The organism is Smaragdicoccus niigatensis DSM 44881 = NBRC 103563, assembly GCF_000380645.1.
Lineage (GTDB): Bacteria > Actinomycetota > Actinomycetes > Mycobacteriales > Mycobacteriaceae > Smaragdicoccus > Smaragdicoccus niigatensis.
The window spans coordinates 13699-32367 of record NZ_AQXZ01000012.1; the positions used below are offsets into that span (position 1 = coordinate 13699).

The following is an 18669-nucleotide window of genomic DNA, read 5'->3' on the forward strand; positions in this document are numbered from 1 at the left end:
CGAATGTTCGTAGGCAGTTTGGAAGTGGACATCCTTCTTGGGGATGTCCACTCCCTAAAAGAAAAGCGGTCCGTGATCCGGCCGGTCGTCGCTGAGCTCCAGCGTTTTGGTGTGAGCGCAGCGGAGACTGGGGATCAGGACCTATACCGCAGAGCTGAGGTCGGCGTGGCTGTCGCAAGCTCTACCATCGCGCACATCACGGAAGTGCTCGATCGGTGTGAGCGTGCGATGGCCGCCCACCCGGAGCTTCAGATTCTGTCGGTGCGCCGACGGGTTCTCGGACCCGAGGATTGAGGAGGGTTTAATGGCCGATCAGGCACGTGCTCGCAAGCTGGCGAAGCGGATTTCCACGATCGTGGCCACCGCCATCGAACATGAGATCAAAGACCCTCGTCTGACGTACGTCACCATCACCGACTGCAAGGTGACAGGCGACCTGCGTGAGGCCACCGTCTTCTATACCGTGCGTGCGGAGAAGCTGGACGGGACACCTGATCTCGACGGTGCTGCCGAGGCCTTGAACAAGGCCAAGGGAAAGCTCCGGACGAAGGTCGGCGCCGGCACCGGGGTGCGCTACACCCCGTCTCTGGCATTCGTTCTGGACACGATTCCCGAGACGTCCAAGCACATGGAGGACCTGCTCGCGAAGGTTCGCGCGGCAGATGAAGAGCTCGCTCGCATTGCGGTCGGCGCCACCCCCGCTGGTGAGGCTGATCCGTACAAGAGCAGCGAGCCCCGTGACGACGAGTGAGCTGTCGTCTGCAGTAAAACTGCTGAACGACGCGACAACGGTGGCTGTGCTGTGCCACAGCCAGCCTGACGCCGACTCGATCGGAAGTGGGTTCGCGCTCGCGCTGGCACTCGACCGCCTCGGCGTCAAGGTCCAGGTCACGTTCTCCTATCCGGATCGCCTGCCGGCCTCGCTCGATGGCATTCCGGGGCAGCGGTTCCTCGTTGCGCCGGAGCAGCTTCATACAGCCGACCTGGTGGTCACCGTCGATTGTGGGAGTCCGGATCGGGTCGGCCGGTTACAGCATCTGCTGACCGGGGACGTCCTCGTCATCGACCACCATGCGTCGAATACCGGATACGGCTCCGTCAATCTCGTGGACCTTTCCGCGAGTTCGACGACGGCCGTGATCGCGGACTTGCTCGATGCGCTCGGCGCCCCGATCGATGCCGAGATCGCACATTGCCTCTACGCCGGCCTCGTGACCGACACCGGTGCCTTCCGGTGGGTCAACCCCGGTACCCACACTCTCGCGGAGCGCCTGCTCGCGACCGGTATCGATGGCGCGGAGATCAGCCGCGAACTGCTCGATACGCACAGCTTCACCTGGTTGCACCTCGTCGGACGCGTTCTGTCGTCGGCGACGTTCGTTCCCGACGCTGCGGACGGCGCTGGCCTGGTGTACGCGATGGCGACCCAGGAGGACCTCGCCGGCACCGCCCCCGAAGACGCGGAAAGCCTGGTCGACCTCGTGCGGACGGCGAGTGAAGCGCTCGTCGCTGCGGTGCTCAAGGAGCGCGCTCCGAACTGGTGGACGGTCTCCCTGCGCTCACGAGGTGGGGTGGAAGTTTCGCCGATCGCGGTCCGGCTCGGGGGCGGCGGTCACCGTTATGCCGCGGGCTATTCGGCGACTGGAACTGCCGCGGACGTACTGCGGGAGTTGCTCGCGGAGCTCGGGTGACCCCGACGGAATCGCGACAGATTCTGCGCCTGGCCGTACCTGCGTTCGGCGCTCTCGTCGCCGAACCACTTTATGTGCTCTATGACCTCGCGGTCGTCGGACGTCTCGGTGCGCAATCACTCGCGGGGATGGCGATCGGCGGCCTGATCCTCGCTCAGGTCGGCGCTCAACTGACTTTTCTCGCCTATGGCACGACGGCTCGGTCGGCGCGGCTGTACGGGTCGGGGAGTCGGCGCGGGGCAGCGGGCGAGGGGGTGCAGTCCACGTGGCTCGCTCTCGGAATCGGCATGGCGATCGTTGTGGCGATGCAGGCACTGGCTCAGCCCGTGGCGGAGATCATCGGTGGTCCGGATATCGCGTCGATCGCGGTCGAGTGGCTTCGAATCGCGCTCTTCGGCGTTCCGCTCATTCTCGTTGCGCTCGCCGGAAGTGGCTGGTTGCGGGGTGTTTCCGACACCGCTCGGCCCCTCGGATATGTCGCCGCCGGGCTCGTCGTGTCGGCTTTGCTGTGCCCAGCTCTCGTTCATGGCTGGCTGATATTGCCGCACCTCGGCGTGCCAGGGTCCGCGGTCGCCAATGTCGCGGGGCAATCGGTGACTGCGGTGCTGTTTCTTCGGGCTCTTCTCGCGGAGCGCGTCGTCCTGCGCCCGGACTTCGCGGTCATGCGCGACCAGCTGCGGCTCGGCCGCGATCTGATTGCCCGGAGCCTGGGGTTCCAGGTGTGCTTCCTGTCTGCCGGGGCGGTCGCGGCGCGGTTCGGTGCGGCCGCGGTCGGTGCGCATCAAGTCGTGCTTCAACTCTGGAATCTCATTGCGCTGCTGCTCGATTCGATCGCCATTGCGGCGCAGGCATTGGTCGGCGCGGCGCTCGGGAGTGGTCGCGTCGACGAAGCCAAGGCCTTGGCCTGGCGGTTGACGCGATGGTCGGCGGTGATGGCCCTCGTGGTGGCGGCAGTCGTCGCAGCGCTCTACGGTCTGCTTCCGCCGCTGCTGGCACCGGATGCGACCGTCGTGTCGCGGGCGCATGAGGTGTGGTGGATTCTGGTCGCGCTCATTCCGCTTGGAGGCATTGTCTTCGCACTCGATGGGGTACTCCTCGGGGCAGGCGATGCCGCTTTCCTGCGGAACATCACGCTCGCGAGTGCACTGGTCGGGTTCTTGCCACTCATCTGGCTGTCATTCGCGTTCGATTGGGGTCTCCGCGGAATCTGGGCGGGCCTCGGCGCGTTCATAACTCTGCGAGTGCTGGCTGTTGTCTGGCGGACCAGCTCCGGCAAGTGGGCGATCGCCGGCGCGCGGGTTCCGCAGGTAGAGAAGGGTGCAATCCTTGACTGAGCAGACGGAGAAACGTCCGACACTCTGGGCGGTCAGTGACATCCACGTGAGCCATAACAAGAACAAGCCGCTCATCGACCGAATCCAGCCGACGACACCGCACGACTGGTTGATCGTCGCCGGTGATGTTGCCGAGAAGTCTGACGACATCCGAGCGACCCTGGCGGCGCTGAGTCGCAAGTTCGAGAAGGTCATTTGGGTCCCGGGTAACCACGAGCTGTGGACGACGGTTCGTGATCCGGTTCAAATGTTTGGCGCAGCGCGCTACGACTACCTCGTCGCGATGTGCCGTGAACTCGGCGTCGTGACGCCGGAGGATGAGTTCCCGGTCTGGCCGCATGACGATTCGGGCCCGATCACGCTGGTCCCGATGTTCCTGCTCTACGACTATTCGTTTCTGCCGGACGGTGCGACGAACAAGGCCGAGGGCCTGAAGATCGCGTATGACGCCAACGTCGTGTGCTCCGACGAATTCCTGCTCAAACCCGATCCGTACCTCACGCGCGACGCGTGGTGCCACACGCGCGTCAAGTACACGCGGAACCGGCTCGAACAGCTTGCGCCCGGAACGCCGGTAGTACTGATCAATCACTGGCCGCTCGTCAGCGCGCCGACGGAGATCCTCCGTTACCCGGAGTTCTCGCTGTGGTGCGGTACGAAGGACACCGCGACGTGGCACACCGAGTTCAATACGGTGTGTGCGGTCTACGGCCACCTCCACATCCCGCGCACGACGTACTACGACGGAGTCCGGTTCGAGGAGGTCTCGTGGGGCTATCCGATGGAGTGGGAGTTCCGCGGACTGCCGGACAATCTCAAGCGCCAGATCCTGCCGACGCCGGACTACCCGCCGGGGAGTCTCAACGAGTTCGGCGGGCACTTTAAGATTTCTCCGGAGATGCGTGCAAAGTACGAACAGCACCGCGCCAAGCGCGAGTCGGCCAAGCTCCGGCGCAGACTCGATTCCAATGCACCCAGGAGGACCGCCCCGCAGTGATCGCTGACCTACTGCCCGCTGGCGTCGCCAGCGCGGAATTGTTCGCGGACCCGCCGGGGCTGCAGCCGCACCCAGGGGAGATGTCGCTCATCGAGCGAGCGGTTCCGAAGCGCAAGGCCGAGTTCGCTGGTGCGCGGCACTGCGCCCGGGTTGCGATGGAGAAGCTCGGGGTCGCACCGGTGGCGATTGGCCGGGGCGAGCGTGGAATGCCACTGTTTCCGCGCGGCATCGTCGGCAGCCTGACGCACTGCGATGGGTACCGGGCCGCGGTTCTCGCGCATGCGATGCAAATCCGAACCGTTGGCATCGACGCGGAGCCGAATGGCCCACTGCCGGCCGGTGTGCTCGATTCGGTGAGCGTGCCCGAGGAACGGGTCTGGCTGAAATCGACCGACGGTGACTGGAATTTCGATCGGTTGCTGTTCTGTGCCAAGGAAGCCACCTACAAGGCCTGGTTCCCGCTGACGAACCGCTGGCTGGGTTTCGAGGATGCGCACATCACGTTCGCCGAGGAGAGCCCGGGAGTGGGGACGTTCCACTCACGGATTCTGATTCCGGGGCAAGCTCTCGCGGGCCCTCCGGTGACCGAGTTCCGCGGTCGGTGGAAGATCACGGGGTCACATATCGTGGCGGTGATCGCCGCGTGATCCTGGGCGGACTGCTCATTGTGGACAAGCCCGCCGGCATGACGAGCCACGACGTGGTGTCGCGTTGTCGGCGGATCATGAAGACCCGGAAGATCGGTCATGCGGGCACGCTCGATCCGATGGCGACCGGTGTGCTCGTTCTCGGCGTCGAGCGCGCGACCAAGTTGCTCGGACTTTTGAGCCTGACGACGAAGTCCTATGCGGCGACGATTCGACTCGGTCAGGCCACGACCACCGATGATGCGGAAGGTGAGGTCATTTCGTCGGCTGACGTTTCGGCCGTCGAGGATGCGGACATCAAGGCTCAGATCGCAGTCCTGACCGGTGACATCATGCAGGTTCCGGCAACCGTCAGCGCGATCAAGATCGACGGAAAGCGGGCCTATGCGTTGGCCCGCGCGGGGGAGGACGTCGTCATTCCCGCGCGGCCGGTGACGGTCTCGCGGTTCGAGGTCATCGAGTCGCGACGAGGTCAGTTCATCGATCTGGACGTGGTCGTCGACTGTTCGTCGGGAACCTACATTCGATCGCTTGCTCGAGATCTGGGTGCTGCCCTCGGCGTCGGTGGTCATCTGACGGCACTTCGGCGGACGGTGGTCGGTCCGTTCGGGCTCGACGTCGCCCGCACGCTCGACGAACTTGCGGACGATCCCACGCCCAGCCTCGAGATCGATGACGCGATCCGGCAGGCGTTTCCCGTTGCGGCGATCGAACCGACCCACGTCGACGACATCAGCCACGGTCGCCCGATTCCGAAGCACGACTTCGAGGGCGTCTACGGCGTCGCGGACGAAAATGGCGAGGTCATCGCGCTGGTGGAGAACCGCGGGAAGTCGGCGCGGACGGTCTTTGTAGTGCGTCCGGCCTAGGCGGTGATTCGGACCCAGTCGACCAACATGTCGGCCGGGAAGGGCGTCGATGCGTCGACCGGCCCGGGCCAGTCACCTCCAGTCGCGATGTTCAAGATGACGTATTCCGGCTTGTCGAATTTCCCGAGATTCCCTTGCCGACGTCATACGACCAGTGCGCCGGGTTCGGCGCCGACCCCGATAGTCCAGTGAACTCGTCAGCGAACACGATGGTTGCCGCCTGCGCCTGGGGTGGTGCGGCCAGGGGAGTCGCGCACAGGATCGGAATTGCGAGACCGATCATCTGCGCACGTCGGGTATGCATGGTGCGCAGGCGGATTCGCATTCATCAATGGGAAAGCAACCAAACGGCACGGTCCTGCCGTTCGGGATCTCGTTATTCAACTGACGCGATCGCTGCCCCCGAAATGAATCCCGGGGGCAGCGATCCACGGTCGAACGTGGTTACGCCGCGACCGAACGGTGGAGTCGGATGTCGCCGCTACCGGTCCGTGCGCGAATCGATGTCGACGTACCGTTGGCCGGCGCCTGCTCCGAAACCGGAAGGTCGGTGTCGAGGCGTCCGTTGCCGGTCATGACGTCGATGTGTGCGTGCTTGCCCTCGGGCAGTCCCACAGTCAGTCCGCCCGAGCCGCTGACGAAATCGACGTCCCCCTCGGCGGTCTGAATCGACGCGGTGCCGGAGCCAGTGCGCATGCGGACCGAACCGTGCGCGACGCCGATCTCGAGCGTTCCCGCGCCCGTGCCCATTTCCACCGAACCGACCTCACCGAGCGAGGCGTTGCCGGAGCCGCTGCGCAGGATGACGGCGCCGACGACGCGGCGGCCGCTGGCCTGGCCGCTACCCGTGCGGAAGCGAAGGTCACCATCGATCTCGTCGAAGACCAGGTTGGTCGCGCCGGTGGCGATATCCGCGGTGCCGGTGCGGCCTTCGATGGTGACTTCAGACGAACGGCTGGCGATACGCACCCGCGAACCCTCGGGCACGGTGGCGTCGATGAGAAGCTCGGCGTGACGGCCGCGGAACAGTGCGAGGAACTCGGCGAACGTCTGCTGGCTCTGTCGGATCACCAGCTCGGTGCCCTTCAGTTCGACCACGGTCTGGTCGATGATCTCGGTACCGCCATCGCGCTGCGTCAGGCTCACCGTGGCTTCGGTGATGCCGGCGACTGCACGAATGATGACGTTGGCATTGCCGACGCGGAAGTTGAGGGCCAGCGGTCCCGTGACCGGGAAGTTCTTGATAGTCATTGTTGATCCTTTGCTTAGCCGGTTACCCAGCCGGTGATACGGGTGTTTCGTGCTTGCGGGCTCGAGGACCGAGTACGACCTGGCAGAGCCACTGCGGCCGCGCGGACGAGCCAGGTGTTGACCGAGACGCCGTCGGCAGCCGCCGCGCGGTCGATGTCGGCCTTGAGCGCTTCGGAAAGGCGCAGCGAGATCCGCGCTGTCGCGTCGCCGTCGTCGACGCGTGGCTCACTCACGGCGACCGCCGGGGTAGTGGTGGCGACGTCGACCCGGATTTCGTCGCGATCGAGCACGACCGTGATCTGCGGGGCCTGTCCGCTGTCTGAGTCGAGAAGTGCCGTCGTGACCTCGGCGGCCGCGTCCGTGACAGCCGAAAGGATCGCGAGCCGGATCCCGGCCTCCGCCGCGGTCGCCAACGCAGCCACCGTCTGCTTGGTTGAGTCGTCGGCGAGTTCAGCCGCGGCGGCAATATGCCGCTGCACCTGTCCGACGTAGTGGGCGATTTCCATGACTCCACTATGACATCACAGTGATGTCATATCAAGTAGAAGTGATGTCACACATGGTGTCGGCGCCAAGGTGCCGGAAACACAAAGCAGCCCCAGCGATTTCTCGCTGGGGCTGCCTTGTGGTGTTGGCTTAGTGCTTGGCTTCGCCGTTGCTACTGCCGTTGCTGCCGTTTCCGTGGATACGGTCCTGGAGTTGCTGCAGCATCTCGAGCGACTTGTGGTGCGCCTCGTGATCTGCCTTGTCCAGAGCCTGTGTCTGCACTGCCGGGTCGGCGGTCAGGATCGAACCGCGTCCCGGAGCGCCGGCCAGGCCGAGCTGGTTCATCTTGTGCGGCACCGCAGCTCCCTGGTAGGAGAGCGGGAGCGGATGACCGTGGTCGTCAACCGGTCCGAGCGGCTGGTGGATCTCGATGAACTCACCGTGCGGAAGACGCTTGACGATACCCGTCTCGATACCGTGCTCGAGGATCGCGCGGTCCTGGCGCTGGAGTCCGAGGGCCCAGCGGTACGCCACGTAGTACGCGATCGGCGGGACGATGAGGACACCGATGCGGCCCATCCACGTCGTCGCGTTGAGCGAGATCGAGAACTTGTACGCGATGATGTCGTTCACGCAGGACAGCGTCAGCACCATGTAGAACCCGACCGCCATCGCACCGATACCGGTACGAATCGGGTTGTCACGCGGGCGCTGCAGGATGTTGTGGTGCGCGTGATCGTTGCTGAGCTTCGCCTCGAGGAACGGGTACGCGAACAGCACACCGAACACGAGACCCATGACGATCGCGACCGCGAACACTGCCGGGACGGTGTAGCCGCCGAAGTAGAGCTCCCACGCCGGCCACAGACGCGCCATGCCGTCCGTCCACATCATGTAGAAGTCGGGCTGCGAACCGGCCGACACCTGTGACGGGTTGTACGGGCCCATGTTCCAGATCGGGTTGATCTGCAGCAGACCAGCCATCATGACGATGACACCGAAGTTCAGGAAGAAGAAGGCTCCGGCTTTCACACCGAACAGCGGCAGGATGCGGAGTCCGACGACGTTGTGCTCGGTACGACCGGTGCCGGCGAACTGCGTGTGCTTCTGGTACCAGACCAGGGCAAGGTGCACGGCGACCAGAGCGAGCAGAAGAAGCGGGAACAGCAGGATGTGGAACATGTAGAGGCGCGGAATGATGATGTCACCCGGGAAGTCGCCGCCGAACAATGCCCAGTGCATCCACGTACCGACGACCGGGATCGACAGCGTGATACCACCCATGGCGGCGCGGAGGCCGGTACCCGACAGCAGGTCGTCGGGGAGGGTGTATCCGAAGAAGCCCTCGAACATCGCCAGCACGAGGATCAAGCAGCCGATGATCCAGTTCGCTTCACGCGGACGTCGGAACGCGCCGGTGAAGAAGATGCGCAGCAGGTGGGCGATGATCGACGCCACGAACAGCAGCGCTGCCCAGTGGTGGATCTGGCGGATGAACAGACCGCCGCGAACTTCGAACGAAATGTTCAGCGCGGTCTCGAAGGCCCGCGACATCTCGACACCACGAAGTGGTGCGTAGACACCGTTGTAGGTGACTTCCGTCATCGACGGGTCGAAGAACATGGTGAGGTAGAAGCCCGACAGAATCAGGATGATGAAACTGTAGAGCGCGATCTCACCGAGCATGAACGACCAGTGCGACGGGAAGACCTTGTTGATCTGTCGACGCAGGCCAGGTGCTAGGTGGTATCGCGAGTCCACATTGTCAGCGGCTTTTGCTGCAGAGGCCGCGATCTTGTCAGCGATGCTCATGAACGACGCTCCCAAAATGCAGGTCCAAGGGCTTCGACGAAGTCACCCTGGGCAACAAGATATCCATCCGAGTTGACCGTGATCGGCAGCTGCGGAAGGGCGCGAGCAGCAGGTCCGAAGATCGGACGGCCCCACTCGAATGCGCTGAACTGCGACTGGTGGCACGGGCAAAGGATGCGCCCGGTCTGCTGCTCGTACAGCGAAGTCGGGCAACCGAGGTGGGTGCAGATCTTCGAGTAGGCGAAGTAGTCGCCGTAGTTGAAGCTCTCCTGACCCTTGCGCTTCTGGACATGCTCGGCGTCCTCCGGACGGAGACGGATGAGCATGACCGCGTTACGGATGCCACGAAGGGCCTTGAGCAGCTCCTCGTGGTTTCCACGCTCCGACTCGCGGAACGGGAAGACCGTCTCCATACCGCCGGCGTCGAGGTCCTCGGGGCGAATCAGAACGACGTCCTCGGGGCGACCGGTGTCGCGGCGGAGGTAGATCGTCTCGCCCTTGTAGTTCGGCGTCCAGCCCGAGATCCACAGCGCCGGCTGCGGTCCCTTGTAGGTCTCGCGGATCGGCTTCCACGGGTTTTTGATCATGCCGCCGACGAACGGAAGGATCGCGGCGAGACCGAAGAGTCCCATACCGAAGCCCGCGCTGCCGATGATCATCTTGCGACGCCCGAGGGTCGAGCTCTGCCAGCCGTCCGACAGCACCGCGACCACCGTCTTGCGGTCGGTTTCCGTCGACGGACCGTCGTGCCGATCCTGGATCGAGATCTCTTCCGGCATGAACTTCTTGACGTACAGGATCATGCCGATGCCGACGGAAACGATCGAAATACCGAGCGTCAAACCGTACAGCGGCGTGGTCAGCGAGTACAGGCCGTACTTGTCTTCGCCGAGACCCTGGTACTCCCACGGCCAGAACAGGAAGATGCCGATGAAGGCGATCGCTGAGAGTCCGGAGAGCAGGAACCAGAACGCGACCCGTCGCTCAGCGCGGCGCTCCGCACGCGTGGCCTTGATGGGCCACCGCTCCTTGCGGAACGCAACGTCGACGCCGTCGAGCTCAACGCCGTGCTTGAACAGCTCTTCTTGGCTCATCGCCGCGAGCTGCTCATTGGTGTACTTATTGCTGTCGCTCATGACCTCGATCCGATCCACAGTGCAGCACCGACAACAGCAACCATTCCGATGGCAAACGCGGCCAGACCCTCAGTAGCCGGTCCGAATCCACCAAGCCCGTATCCACCCGGCTGCTGCACCTCAGTGGCGTTCTTGATGTACGCGATGATGTCGCGCTTCTCATTCGGGGTGAGCTGGCGGTCCGAGAACTTCGGCATGTTCTGCGGGCCGGTCAGCATCGCGGCGTAGATCTGCGACGACGACGGCTTGATCAGCGCCGGCGCGAACTTGCCGGACGACAGCGCGCCACCCTTACCGGTGAAGTTGTGGCACGAAGCGCAGTTCTGACGGAAGAGTTCGCTACCGCGGGCAGTGCTGCCGCTGGGCTCCGAAACGCCAACCTCGTGCGAGCCACGGAACCAGGCTTCGTCGATGTTGCCGTTCTTGTCCTTAGGGATCACCGGGCCGCCACCGTTGGCCTCGACGTAAGCGCCGATCGCGTCGACCTCGTCGGCGTCGAACTTCGCCGGCTTGCGCTTGGCCTGTGCGGTGTTCGCAGCCATCGGCATACGACCGGTCGAGACCTGGAAGTAGACGGCGGCTTCACCGACACCGATCAGGCTCGGTCCGCGGTCGTTGACGCCCTGCAGGTTCGCTCCATGGCAGGTGATGCAGGACGTCTCGTAGAGCGCCTTGCCCTCTTTCACCTGTGCGGTCATGTCGTCCTCGGCGGAGGCGACCTGCGGCGACGGCGTCAGCGCGGCAGCGAGAAAGCCGGCAGCGACGAGGCCGAGGAGCAGGGCCATTCCACCGGCGAAACGGCGACGGAGCTTGCGATTACGCCGCACCTTGTGGCCTTCCCGTGGAGGCGATGAACTCATCTGGATCCCTTTGGTTGAGTTGACGTCTAGCTACTCGGGGCTGGTGTGTCGCTAGCGAACGAAATAGATCATGCCGAAGAGGCCGATCCACACGATGTCGACGAAGTGCCAGTAGTACGACACGACAATCGCGGCGGTGGCCTGTGCGGGCGTGAACTTACTGACCAAGGTGCGACCGATCAAGAACACGAACGCGATGAGACCGCCGATGACGTGGAGACCGTGGAAGCCCGTGGTGATGTAGAAGACCGAGCCGTACACACTGCTGGAGATCGACGTGCCTTCGCGGACGAGGTTCGTGTACTCGTAGCCCTGACCGCACACGAACATGGCGCCCATGATCAGCGAGACCAGGTACCAGCGGCGGAGGCCGAAGACGTCACCGCGCTCGGCGGCGAAGACGCCCATCTGGCAGGTGAAGGACGACAGGATGAGGACCGTCGTCACCGGGATGGCCAGAGCCATATTGAGGTGCGTCGGCGCCGGCGGCCAGTTGCCGCTCGCGTTGGCGCGCGCTACCAGGTACATCGCAAACAGCCCGGCGAAGAACATGAGTTCGCTCGAGAGCCAGACGATGGTCCCGACGCTGACCATGTTCGGCCGGTTCAGCGAGTGAACGCGCTGGGTGATTGCCGATCCGGGGGTGCTAACTGCGGTCGTCACAGGGAAAGTATGACCCTTCGTAGTACCGAAGATGTGCCGGGGTACGAAACTCGTTGTGTCGTGTCGTATCCCAGCCTCGAACTGTACGGTCTCACAAGCGTTTTTGGCCAATAAGCCACCGAAATCGTGGGTTGCGCTCACGCTTTTGCGCCGCTATTGCGAGCCTCGCCTAAGCTTGCCTCGACCGCGATCGCAGGAGGAAATCGATGAGCTGGGCTGAGGTACTCGACACCCTGACCACTGGTGGCGACATCGGTGCCGAGGGCGCGTCGTGGGCGATGAACGAAATCATGTCCGGCAGTGCTACGCCGGCCCAGATTGCCGCGTTCGGTGTCGCCCTGAAAATGAAGGGCCCGAAGCCCGACGAGCTGATGGGTCTGTCCGACACGATGCTGTCGCACGCCGCGGCGGTCCCGGTCGACTCCAACTCGGTCGACATCGTCGGCACCGGCGGCGACCGCGCCGGCACCGTGAACATTTCGACGATGGCCTCGATTGTCGTCGCAGGCGCTGGCATCCGGGTGGTCAAGCACGGCAACCGCGCCGCTTCGTCGAAGTCGGGTGGTGCGGACGTGCTCGAGGCGCTCGGCGTCAAGATCGACCTCGGTCCCGACGGTGTCGCCCAGTGCGTCAACGAAGTCGGGATCGGTTTCTGCTTTGCACCGGTCTTCCATCCGGCCTTCCGGTTCGCCGGCCCGCCGCGCAAGGAAATCGGCATTCCCACGGTGTTCAACGTCGTTGGACCGCTCTCGAACCCGGCGCGTCCGCGCGCCGGACTCGTCGGCTGTGCGTTCGCCGATCTCGCGCCGATCGTCGCCGGGGTGTTCGCCGGCCGTGGCGCGACCGCACTTGTCGTTCGCGGCGATGACGGACTGGACGAGATCACCACGACCTCGACCACTCACGCCTACGTCGTCTCCGACGGTCAGATCAGCGAAGTGACGCTGTCTCCGGAGGACTTCGGACTTCCGATCGTGGGTCTCGACGCTCTCCGCGGCGCAGACGCCGTGGTCAACGCGGCCATCGCGCGTGATGTGCTCGCCGGTAAGCCCGGCGCGGTTCGGGACGCTGTCGTTCTGAACGCCGGTGCGGCGATCGCGGCGTTCGAGGGCTTCAACGGAAATGTGATTGACGCGATCAAGGCCGGCATCAGCCGGGCTGAGGCCGCGATCGACAGTGGCGCGGCCGCCGAACTGCTGGCCAAGTGGGCGACCACCAGCCAGCGGATCGGCGCGAAGAGCTAGATTCCGGGGCTAGATTCCGGCGAGATGCCGGGCGCGGCGGGCGGTGGCAGACCAGTTCTGCCACCTCGCCGCACACCGGACCGGCTCGGCGTAGCCGTCCGACGTCCGCACGATCCGGACCCCCTCTTCGGTGAGCCATCGGAGAATCAGCGCAGTCTCCTCGGCCAGCGCTCCACGCAGCGGACCAGGGGAAACGTCGGGTGTCTCGGCTCCCGCGGTCAACAGATCGACGACCGGCATCGGCGCCACCCCGCGCCGCGCATTTCCCGCCGCGGCGAGGCGTCCACAGCGGACGATCGCCAATTCCCAACCGCCATTGCCGTCCGGTCGCGCCGCGACGAGTTCGTCGATCCGGGCCAGCGAGGCGAGGCGTTGGCGACGTCTCGCGGCATCGATGACGAGAGCGGTGCGGTCGCGGAGTCGGGCCGCGGTCTCGAACCGCTGCATCGCGGATAGTTCCTCGATCTGGGTGTAGAGATCGGTCACCGGAGCGTCGGCGTATCCGGCGATGAGGCCATCGACGAGTTCGACGTGCTGTGCGTATGCGGCCGCAGTGAGGCTGACGGCACCTCGGGACGCCGGGCAGCCACCGACCACCGCCGGCGGACACTTCGATCCATGCGCGTCGTCGGCGCGCAGTCGGTCGGTACACGTGCGGATACCGCAGACATCGGCCAGTGTGAGCGCAGTGTCATTCGCTTCGGTTCGGGTCCGAAACGGACCCAGTGCGCGGTCGTCGGCGGTTCGGCGAATCGTGAACCGGGGGAAGGGCTCGTCGGTGAGGCTCAACCACCACACGCGCTTGGGGAACTTCGACCGCCGGTTGTAGGGCGGCGCATGTGCAGCGAGCAGGCGCAACTCGCGGACACCGGCTTCGAGACCGTGTGCGCATTGCACGTAATCGACCTTTTCGGCGAGGGTGATCATCTCCTTCATTCGACCGCGCGATTCTGACCCGGTGAAGTAATTGCGAACGCGGCGTTGCAGATTCACGGCGGTCCCGACGTAGAGCACCTCGTTCCCGGGCCCTTTGAAGAGATAGACGCCCGGAGTTCGGGGCAACCCGGCCGCCATGCCGCGCTTCGCGCGTTGACCGGGCGAGACGTCCGGGAGGTAGTCGATCAGCTCGGTATAGCTGTGGACCCCTTGGTTGCCAAGACGTTCGAACAGGCCATGCAACACGTCGACGGTGGCGCGCGCATCGTCGAGCGCGCGGTGAGTCGGGGTCGTCGCGGCATTGAACAGCTGTGCCATCGCGGAGAGGCGAACCGAGGGAGCCTCGTCCTTGCGAAGTACGCGCCGCGCGAGCTTGACGGTGCACAGGGTGGTGAAGCCCGGCCACGGGATGCCCAGGTCAGCGGCGGCAGCTTTGAGAAACGCAATGTCGAATCGCGCGTTGTGCGCGACGAGCACCGAACCCCGGGCGAATTCGAAGAACGACGGCAGGACGGTGTTGATGCGTGGCGCATCGACCACCATCGCGGACGTGATGCCGGTGATCTCGACAATCTGCGGAGGAATCGCGCGTCCAGGATTGACGAGTGTCCCGAGTTCGCCGATGACCTCGCCGCCGCGAACCTTGACCGCGCCGATTTCGGTGATGGCGTCGGCCGCGGCACTGCCCCCGGTGGTTTCCAGGTCGACGACGACAAAAGTGGTGTCGCACAACGGGGTATCGAGTTGATCGAAGCTCAGCTGAGCGGCGGCTGCGACAGTCACCCGGGCAAGGTAGCGCCGACCTCTGACAAGATTCGCCCTCACGCGCGCCTGTCGCGGAGTCCTCGCTTGAGTTCGATCTCGATCGTGGCGCGCCCACTGCCAGGTTGTGCTGGTGGTGGTGAGTCGTAATGGTGTCCCGTCGGTGTGGTGAATCGGGTTCGGCGAGCCACGCCGATGTGGATGACGTCGCAGCTCCAGCCCGGGTTTTCCTTGACGTAGTTGCCGTACTCGCACAACCCTTGTCCACCAGACGCTTGGGTTTCGCGGTGCTTGGACCACGACGTGGTGTGGTCGATATGCCGGATCTGGTTGTTGCAGTACGGGGTTCGGCACGTGCGGTCGCGGGTGAGGACGAGTTGACGCAACTTGCCGCTGAACAGGCGGCGCTTGGACTCGATGTTCACGAGTTCACCGGAGGTGGGTTCGACGAACAGTCTGCGGATCCATGCCTTGTCGGCGTCGGCGAGCAACTTTCGTGCGATACCTGCCGGTATGTGACCGAACCCGGGCACATACGCGGCTTCGTTGTCGTTGCGCAGCAGTGTGCGTTCGTTCATCACGAGCCCGATCTCGATGTTGATCAGGTGATCGACCGACTTGCCGAGCAGTCGCTGCACGAACTCATCGGCCATCACCTGACCGATCGGACGCTTGTCCCCGTCGCGGCGTGCCTGCTCGGCATGGGCGCGGAGTGCTCGATGTACCGCGAGGCCGTGTTCGAAGGGCAGCAAGGCTTTGACCATCATCATGGCGTCGGGTTTGGCCCACGCACCGACCCAACGGTTGTTGCGGGCCTTCTGTGCGCGGCGCTCGGCAGCCGCTGAGTCAGCGCGTTGCGCGGCGGCGCGTGCGAGGTCGGCCACTTTGCTGTCACCAGCACCCATGAGCCCGCCCGCGAGTTCGTGGTCAACCGTGCGGCGGTCATCACTGGTGAGGTGGTTGGTTTCGCGGGCGATCAAGTGCGCACGGAACTCAGAGAGTTCGCCTCGCTCCAATGCGCCCATCGTGTGCGGCAGGTCCGTACACAACGCCTTCGCCAGGGACAGGTGGCGGCGCCCCCGCAGGGGCGAGTCCTTCCGCGCGAGGGCGATCTGGGTGCCGACGCTGCGTTGGACCAGCGCCGACGCCCGACCGGGATACTCGGCGGTTTCCAGGCGCAACAGCTCGACAGCCGCGCGGGCCTGCACCGCCGCGGCCGCAGACTTCGCGGTTTCGTGGGCGGTGATGAGGTCAACCAATTCGCCCTTGGACATCGACGACACATCGACATCGGGCCTGATCAGAAGCGTTAACGAACTCACTACTCGAACATACATTCGACCTCTGACAAGTAGCTCACCGCGCTTCATGGCGCGAGCTACTTGTCGTAGGTCGGATTTACGGTCTCTGCTGTCACCGTCACAAGCCGGCGCGGGCCGGAGAACAGGGGAGAGCAGTGATCGTGGATTGCAACGACTGCGCCGTTCGCGGCCCGGCGTGTGGGGATTGCGTCGTGACCGTCCTCCTGGGACCGTTGTCCACCGAGGACAAGACCGTCGTTCCGTTCCGGCCGCTTCGCCGGGTTGAATTCGATCAGGCTGAGACGCAAGCGTTGTCGGCACTTGGCGACGCCGGGTTGGTGCCACACTTGCGGCTGGTGCCACGCGAGAAGACTCAACTGCGGACCGGGTAGGGAGGGAGTCGGGACGACCAGGTTGTTTCCGCGACTGCTCGTCGTGTTGCTCGTCGCTGGGTGCTCGGCTCCTTCGGCATCCAGGCCGCACCCTGCGACGTCGCCACAGATGCTCGTCGATAGGCTCGCCGCCGCCGAGAAGGCTGCCGACTCCGACTCGGTTCGCGGGTTCCTCGATCCGGAAGCTTCGACGGCATTCATAGAGGGCGAGGTAGCCCGCACACAGAATCTTGCGGGCGTGCCGCTCGAGTCATGGCACTACCGATTCGACGCGGTCCCGGACGTTCCGGGTTCGGTTGCTGCGGTACTGGAGTACAAGATTCGCGGTGGTGACCGACTGCCAGCGCGACGACCTCTGGTCATGACTCTTACTCGTCATGGCGATCTCTGGTTCGTGAAGGGATTCGCTGACTCGCCCGGCGCGCGAACGTATCGGGGCCCCTGGGACTTTGGACCAACCGCAGCGACCGCCACCGATACGACCGTCGTCCTTTCGCATCCCGTCGACGACGCATTGCGCGGTCGGGTTGCCGAGCAGCTTCCGGCTGCCGTCACGGACGTCGCGCGCGCGACGTCCGGCGACTGGCAGCAGAACGTCGTCGTGTGGTTGACCTCGAGCGACGCGGAGTACTCGGCGCTTGGCGGAGCGCAGGGAACCGCGGCGGCAACGGTGTCGGACGATATGGCCGATGGTCAAGTGTCCGGTCAGCGGATCGTCGTCTCGCCGGCCGCGGCGACGCGGCTTGGCCGCGACGAACTCGATGTCGTGCTGCGGCACGAACTCGTGCACGTGGCGACGCGTGCACGCACGAACCCGGGGACGCCGATCTGGGTGACTGAGGGCTTCGCGGACTTCGTCGCCTACCGCGACCGTGGACCGATCGAGGAACAGAGCGGCGACCTCCCGGTCGACGCTGCCTTCTCCGGACCGCAGGCCAATCGGGCGTACGCGTCGGCGCGTACGGTTTTCGACTTCGTCGACGACCGGTGTGGCGTTGGTTCCGCGGCACGCTTCTACGATCTGCTCGCGGGCGGGGCGGTGCCCGACGCCGCGACCCGGGAGGTCTGTGCGCTCGATGCCGCCGAGTTCCGGCAATCCTGGCATGAGTGGACGATCACACATGCGCGGTGACCCTCCCCGCTACGGTGGACGCATGGCGCGGACCCTCTTGGTGACCAACGACTTTCCGCCCCGGCCCGGGGGTATCCAGTCGTATCTGGAGGCGTTGGTTTCCCGGCTGCCCGCCGATGATCTCGTGGTCTACGCGCCTCGCTGGCGCGGAGACAGCCACCTCAAATACGACGCCAAGCAGCCGTTTCCGGTCGTCCGTCACCCGACCACGCTCATGCTGCCGACCCCCTTTGTCGCCAGAAGAGCGCAGCGCCTCATTCGTGAGTACGAGTGCGACACCGTCTGGTTCGGTGCCGCGGCTCCACTGGCATTGATGTCTGCCGGATTGCGGTCGGCGGGTGCCAAGCGCATCATCGCCAGCACACACGGCCACGAAGTCGGCTGGTCGATGGTGCCCGGCGGCCGGCAGGCCTTGCGGGTGATCGGCGAGACGACTGATGTCGTCACCTACGTCAGCAAGTACACGCGGCGTCGGTTCGCCTCGGCTTTCGGTGCTCACGCAGCCCTTGAACACGTGCCACCCGGCGTCGACGACCAGCTGTTCAAACCGGACTCGGCGGCACGCGAGGAACTGCGCGCCCGCTATGGCCTAGGGGACCGTCCGACGATCTTGTGCCTCTCCCGATTGGTGCCACGCAAGGGCCAGGACACACTCATCCGTGCCTTGCCTCGCATTCGCCAGCGGATCGACGGGGCGGTGCTGGTCATCGCAGGCGGTGGTCCGTACGCCGAAACCCTGCATCGCCTGGCGGAGTCGTCCGGTGTCTCCGAGCACATCATCTTCACGGGATCGGTTCCGTCTGCGGAGTTGGCCGCGCACCACAACCTCGCCGACGTCTTCGCGATGCCATCCCGCACGCGCGGCGGTGGACTCGACGTCGAAGGCCTCGGCATCGTGTACCTCGAAGCGTCGGCCAGTGGGATTCCCGTCGTCGCCGGCGATTCCGGTGGCGCTCCCGAGACCGTCATCGAAGGCAAGACCGGGTATGTCGCCAACGGGCGTTCGCCGATCGACGTGGCTGACAAGGTCGCGAACGTTCTGGCGGATCCGGACAAGGCTCGCGAGATGGGCAAGGCCGGTCGAAAGTGGGTCGAGCAGAACTGGCAATGGGACGTCTTGGCAGGGCGTCTGCGGCGATTACTCTCCGACGATTAG

General features: G+C 64.8%; 20 protein-coding genes. 11 read left to right on the forward strand and 9 right to left on the reverse strand.

Going from position 1 to position 18669, the window contains the following annotated elements; genetic code table 11:
• The first annotated feature begins 3 nt into the window (after window positions 1–3).
• The 7 genes from F600_RS0104310 to truB are packed head-to-tail and all read left to right on the forward strand — an operon-like array spanning window position 4 to window position 5538.
• The gene (locus F600_RS0104310) at window positions 4–294 is read left to right on the forward strand and encodes a DUF503 domain-containing protein (RefSeq protein WP_018159358.1); all 291 of its coding nucleotides are present in this window, start codon (window positions 4–6) and stop codon (window positions 292–294) included.
• A gap of 10 nt (window positions 295–304) precedes the next feature.
• On the forward strand, window positions 305–751 hold the full coding sequence (gene rbfA / locus F600_RS0104315; protein WP_018159359.1) for a 30S ribosome-binding factor RbfA: 447 nt from the start codon (window positions 305–307) through the stop codon (window positions 749–751).
• On the forward strand, window positions 738–1691 hold the full coding sequence (locus F600_RS0104320) for a DHH family phosphoesterase (RefSeq protein WP_018159360.1): 954 nt from the start codon (window positions 738–740) through the stop codon (window positions 1689–1691). The genes rbfA and F600_RS0104320 overlap by 14 nt, the downstream gene beginning before the upstream one ends.
• Window positions 1688–3025: an MATE family efflux transporter gene (locus tag F600_RS0104325; protein WP_018159361.1), complete on the forward strand. Its 1338-nt coding sequence runs from the start codon at window positions 1688–1690 to the stop codon at window positions 3023–3025. The genes F600_RS0104320 and F600_RS0104325 overlap by 4 nt, the downstream gene beginning before the upstream one ends.
• On the forward strand, window positions 3018–4022 hold the full coding sequence (locus F600_RS26935) for a metallophosphoesterase family protein (RefSeq protein WP_018159362.1): 1005 nt from the start codon (window positions 3018–3020) through the stop codon (window positions 4020–4022). The genes F600_RS0104325 and F600_RS26935 overlap by 8 nt, the downstream gene beginning before the upstream one ends.
• A complete protein-coding gene (locus F600_RS0104335) occupies window positions 4019–4669 on the forward strand; it encodes a 4'-phosphopantetheinyl transferase family protein (RefSeq protein WP_018159363.1) in 651 nt (216 codons plus the stop codon). The genes F600_RS26935 and F600_RS0104335 overlap by 4 nt, the downstream gene beginning before the upstream one ends.
• The gene (gene truB, locus F600_RS0104340; protein ID WP_018159364.1) at window positions 4666–5538 is read left to right on the forward strand and encodes a tRNA pseudouridine(55) synthase TruB; all 873 of its coding nucleotides are present in this window, start codon (window positions 4666–4668) and stop codon (window positions 5536–5538) included. Before F600_RS0104335 ends, truB begins: the two co-directional genes overlap by 4 nt.
• A gap of 91 nt (window positions 5539–5629) precedes the next feature.
• Here the strand turns inward: truB and F600_RS0104350 are convergent, their stop codons facing one another.
• From F600_RS0104350 to ctaE, 7 genes are all read right to left on the reverse strand, one after another.
• A complete protein-coding gene (locus F600_RS0104350) occupies window positions 5630–5863 on the reverse strand; it encodes a LamG domain-containing protein (RefSeq protein ID WP_018159366.1) in 234 nt (77 codons plus the stop codon).
• 119 nt (window positions 5864–5982) lie between these two features.
• Window positions 5983–6789 (reverse strand): DUF4097 family beta strand repeat-containing protein, encoded by an 807-nt coding sequence (locus F600_RS0104355; RefSeq protein ID WP_018159367.1) that lies wholly within the window; start codon window positions 6787–6789, stop codon window positions 5983–5985.
• 14 nt (window positions 6790–6803) lie between these two features.
• Complete coding sequence (locus F600_RS26940; protein ID WP_018159368.1) at window positions 6804–7295, reverse strand: toxin-antitoxin system HicB family antitoxin; 492 nt, start codon at window positions 7293–7295, stop codon at window positions 6804–6806.
• Between the two features lie 130 nt (window positions 7296–7425).
• A complete protein-coding gene (gene qcrB / locus F600_RS0104365) occupies window positions 7426–9087 on the reverse strand; it encodes a cytochrome bc1 complex cytochrome b subunit (RefSeq protein WP_018159369.1) in 1662 nt (553 codons plus the stop codon).
• Window positions 9084–10223, reverse strand: coding sequence for a cytochrome bc1 complex Rieske iron-sulfur subunit (gene qcrA, locus F600_RS0104370; RefSeq protein WP_026306155.1), 1140 nt, complete (start codon window positions 10221–10223; stop codon window positions 9084–9086). The genes qcrB and qcrA overlap by 4 nt, the downstream gene beginning before the upstream one ends.
• A complete protein-coding gene (qcrC, locus tag F600_RS0104375) occupies window positions 10220–11083 on the reverse strand; it encodes a cytochrome bc1 complex diheme cytochrome c subunit (RefSeq protein WP_026306156.1) in 864 nt (287 codons plus the stop codon). The genes qcrA and qcrC overlap by 4 nt, the downstream gene beginning before the upstream one ends.
• A gap of 51 nt (window positions 11084–11134) precedes the next feature.
• The gene (gene ctaE / locus F600_RS0104380; RefSeq protein WP_018159372.1) at window positions 11135–11746 is read right to left on the reverse strand and encodes an aa3-type cytochrome oxidase subunit III; all 612 of its coding nucleotides are present in this window, start codon (window positions 11744–11746) and stop codon (window positions 11135–11137) included.
• 206 nt (window positions 11747–11952) lie between these two features.
• Between ctaE and trpD the strand changes: the two genes are divergently transcribed.
• The gene (trpD, locus tag F600_RS0104385; protein ID WP_018159373.1) at window positions 11953–12990 is read left to right on the forward strand and encodes an anthranilate phosphoribosyltransferase; all 1038 of its coding nucleotides are present in this window, start codon (window positions 11953–11955) and stop codon (window positions 12988–12990) included.
• A gap of 9 nt (window positions 12991–12999) precedes the next feature.
• Here the strand turns inward: trpD and F600_RS0104390 are convergent, their stop codons facing one another.
• Complete coding sequence (locus F600_RS0104390) at window positions 13000–14709, reverse strand: DEDD exonuclease domain-containing protein (RefSeq protein WP_018159374.1); 1710 nt, start codon at window positions 14707–14709, stop codon at window positions 13000–13002.
• A 38-nt stretch (window positions 14710–14747) separates the two neighbouring features.
• A complete protein-coding gene (locus F600_RS0104395; protein WP_162141388.1) occupies window positions 14748–16010 on the reverse strand; it encodes a DUF222 domain-containing protein in 1263 nt (420 codons plus the stop codon).
• A 74-nt stretch (window positions 16011–16084) separates the two neighbouring features.
• On the opposite strand from F600_RS0104395, the gene F600_RS31050 reads away from it, so the two are divergent.
• The 3 genes from F600_RS31050 (at window position 16085) to F600_RS0104410 (ending at window position 18669) form a co-directional block, all read left to right on the forward strand.
• The gene (locus F600_RS31050; RefSeq protein ID WP_081628712.1) at window positions 16085–16381 is read left to right on the forward strand and encodes a hypothetical protein; all 297 of its coding nucleotides are present in this window, start codon (window positions 16085–16087) and stop codon (window positions 16379–16381) included.
• 109 nt (window positions 16382–16490) lie between these two features.
• Entirely contained in the window at window positions 16491–17513 is a 1023-nt protein-coding gene (locus tag F600_RS26945; protein WP_018159377.1) for a basic secretory protein-like protein, read from the forward strand.
• Window positions 17514–17535: 22 nt separating this feature from the next.
• On the forward strand, window positions 17536–18669 hold the full coding sequence (locus F600_RS0104410) for a glycosyltransferase family 4 protein (RefSeq protein WP_018159378.1): 1134 nt from the start codon (window positions 17536–17538) through the stop codon (window positions 18667–18669).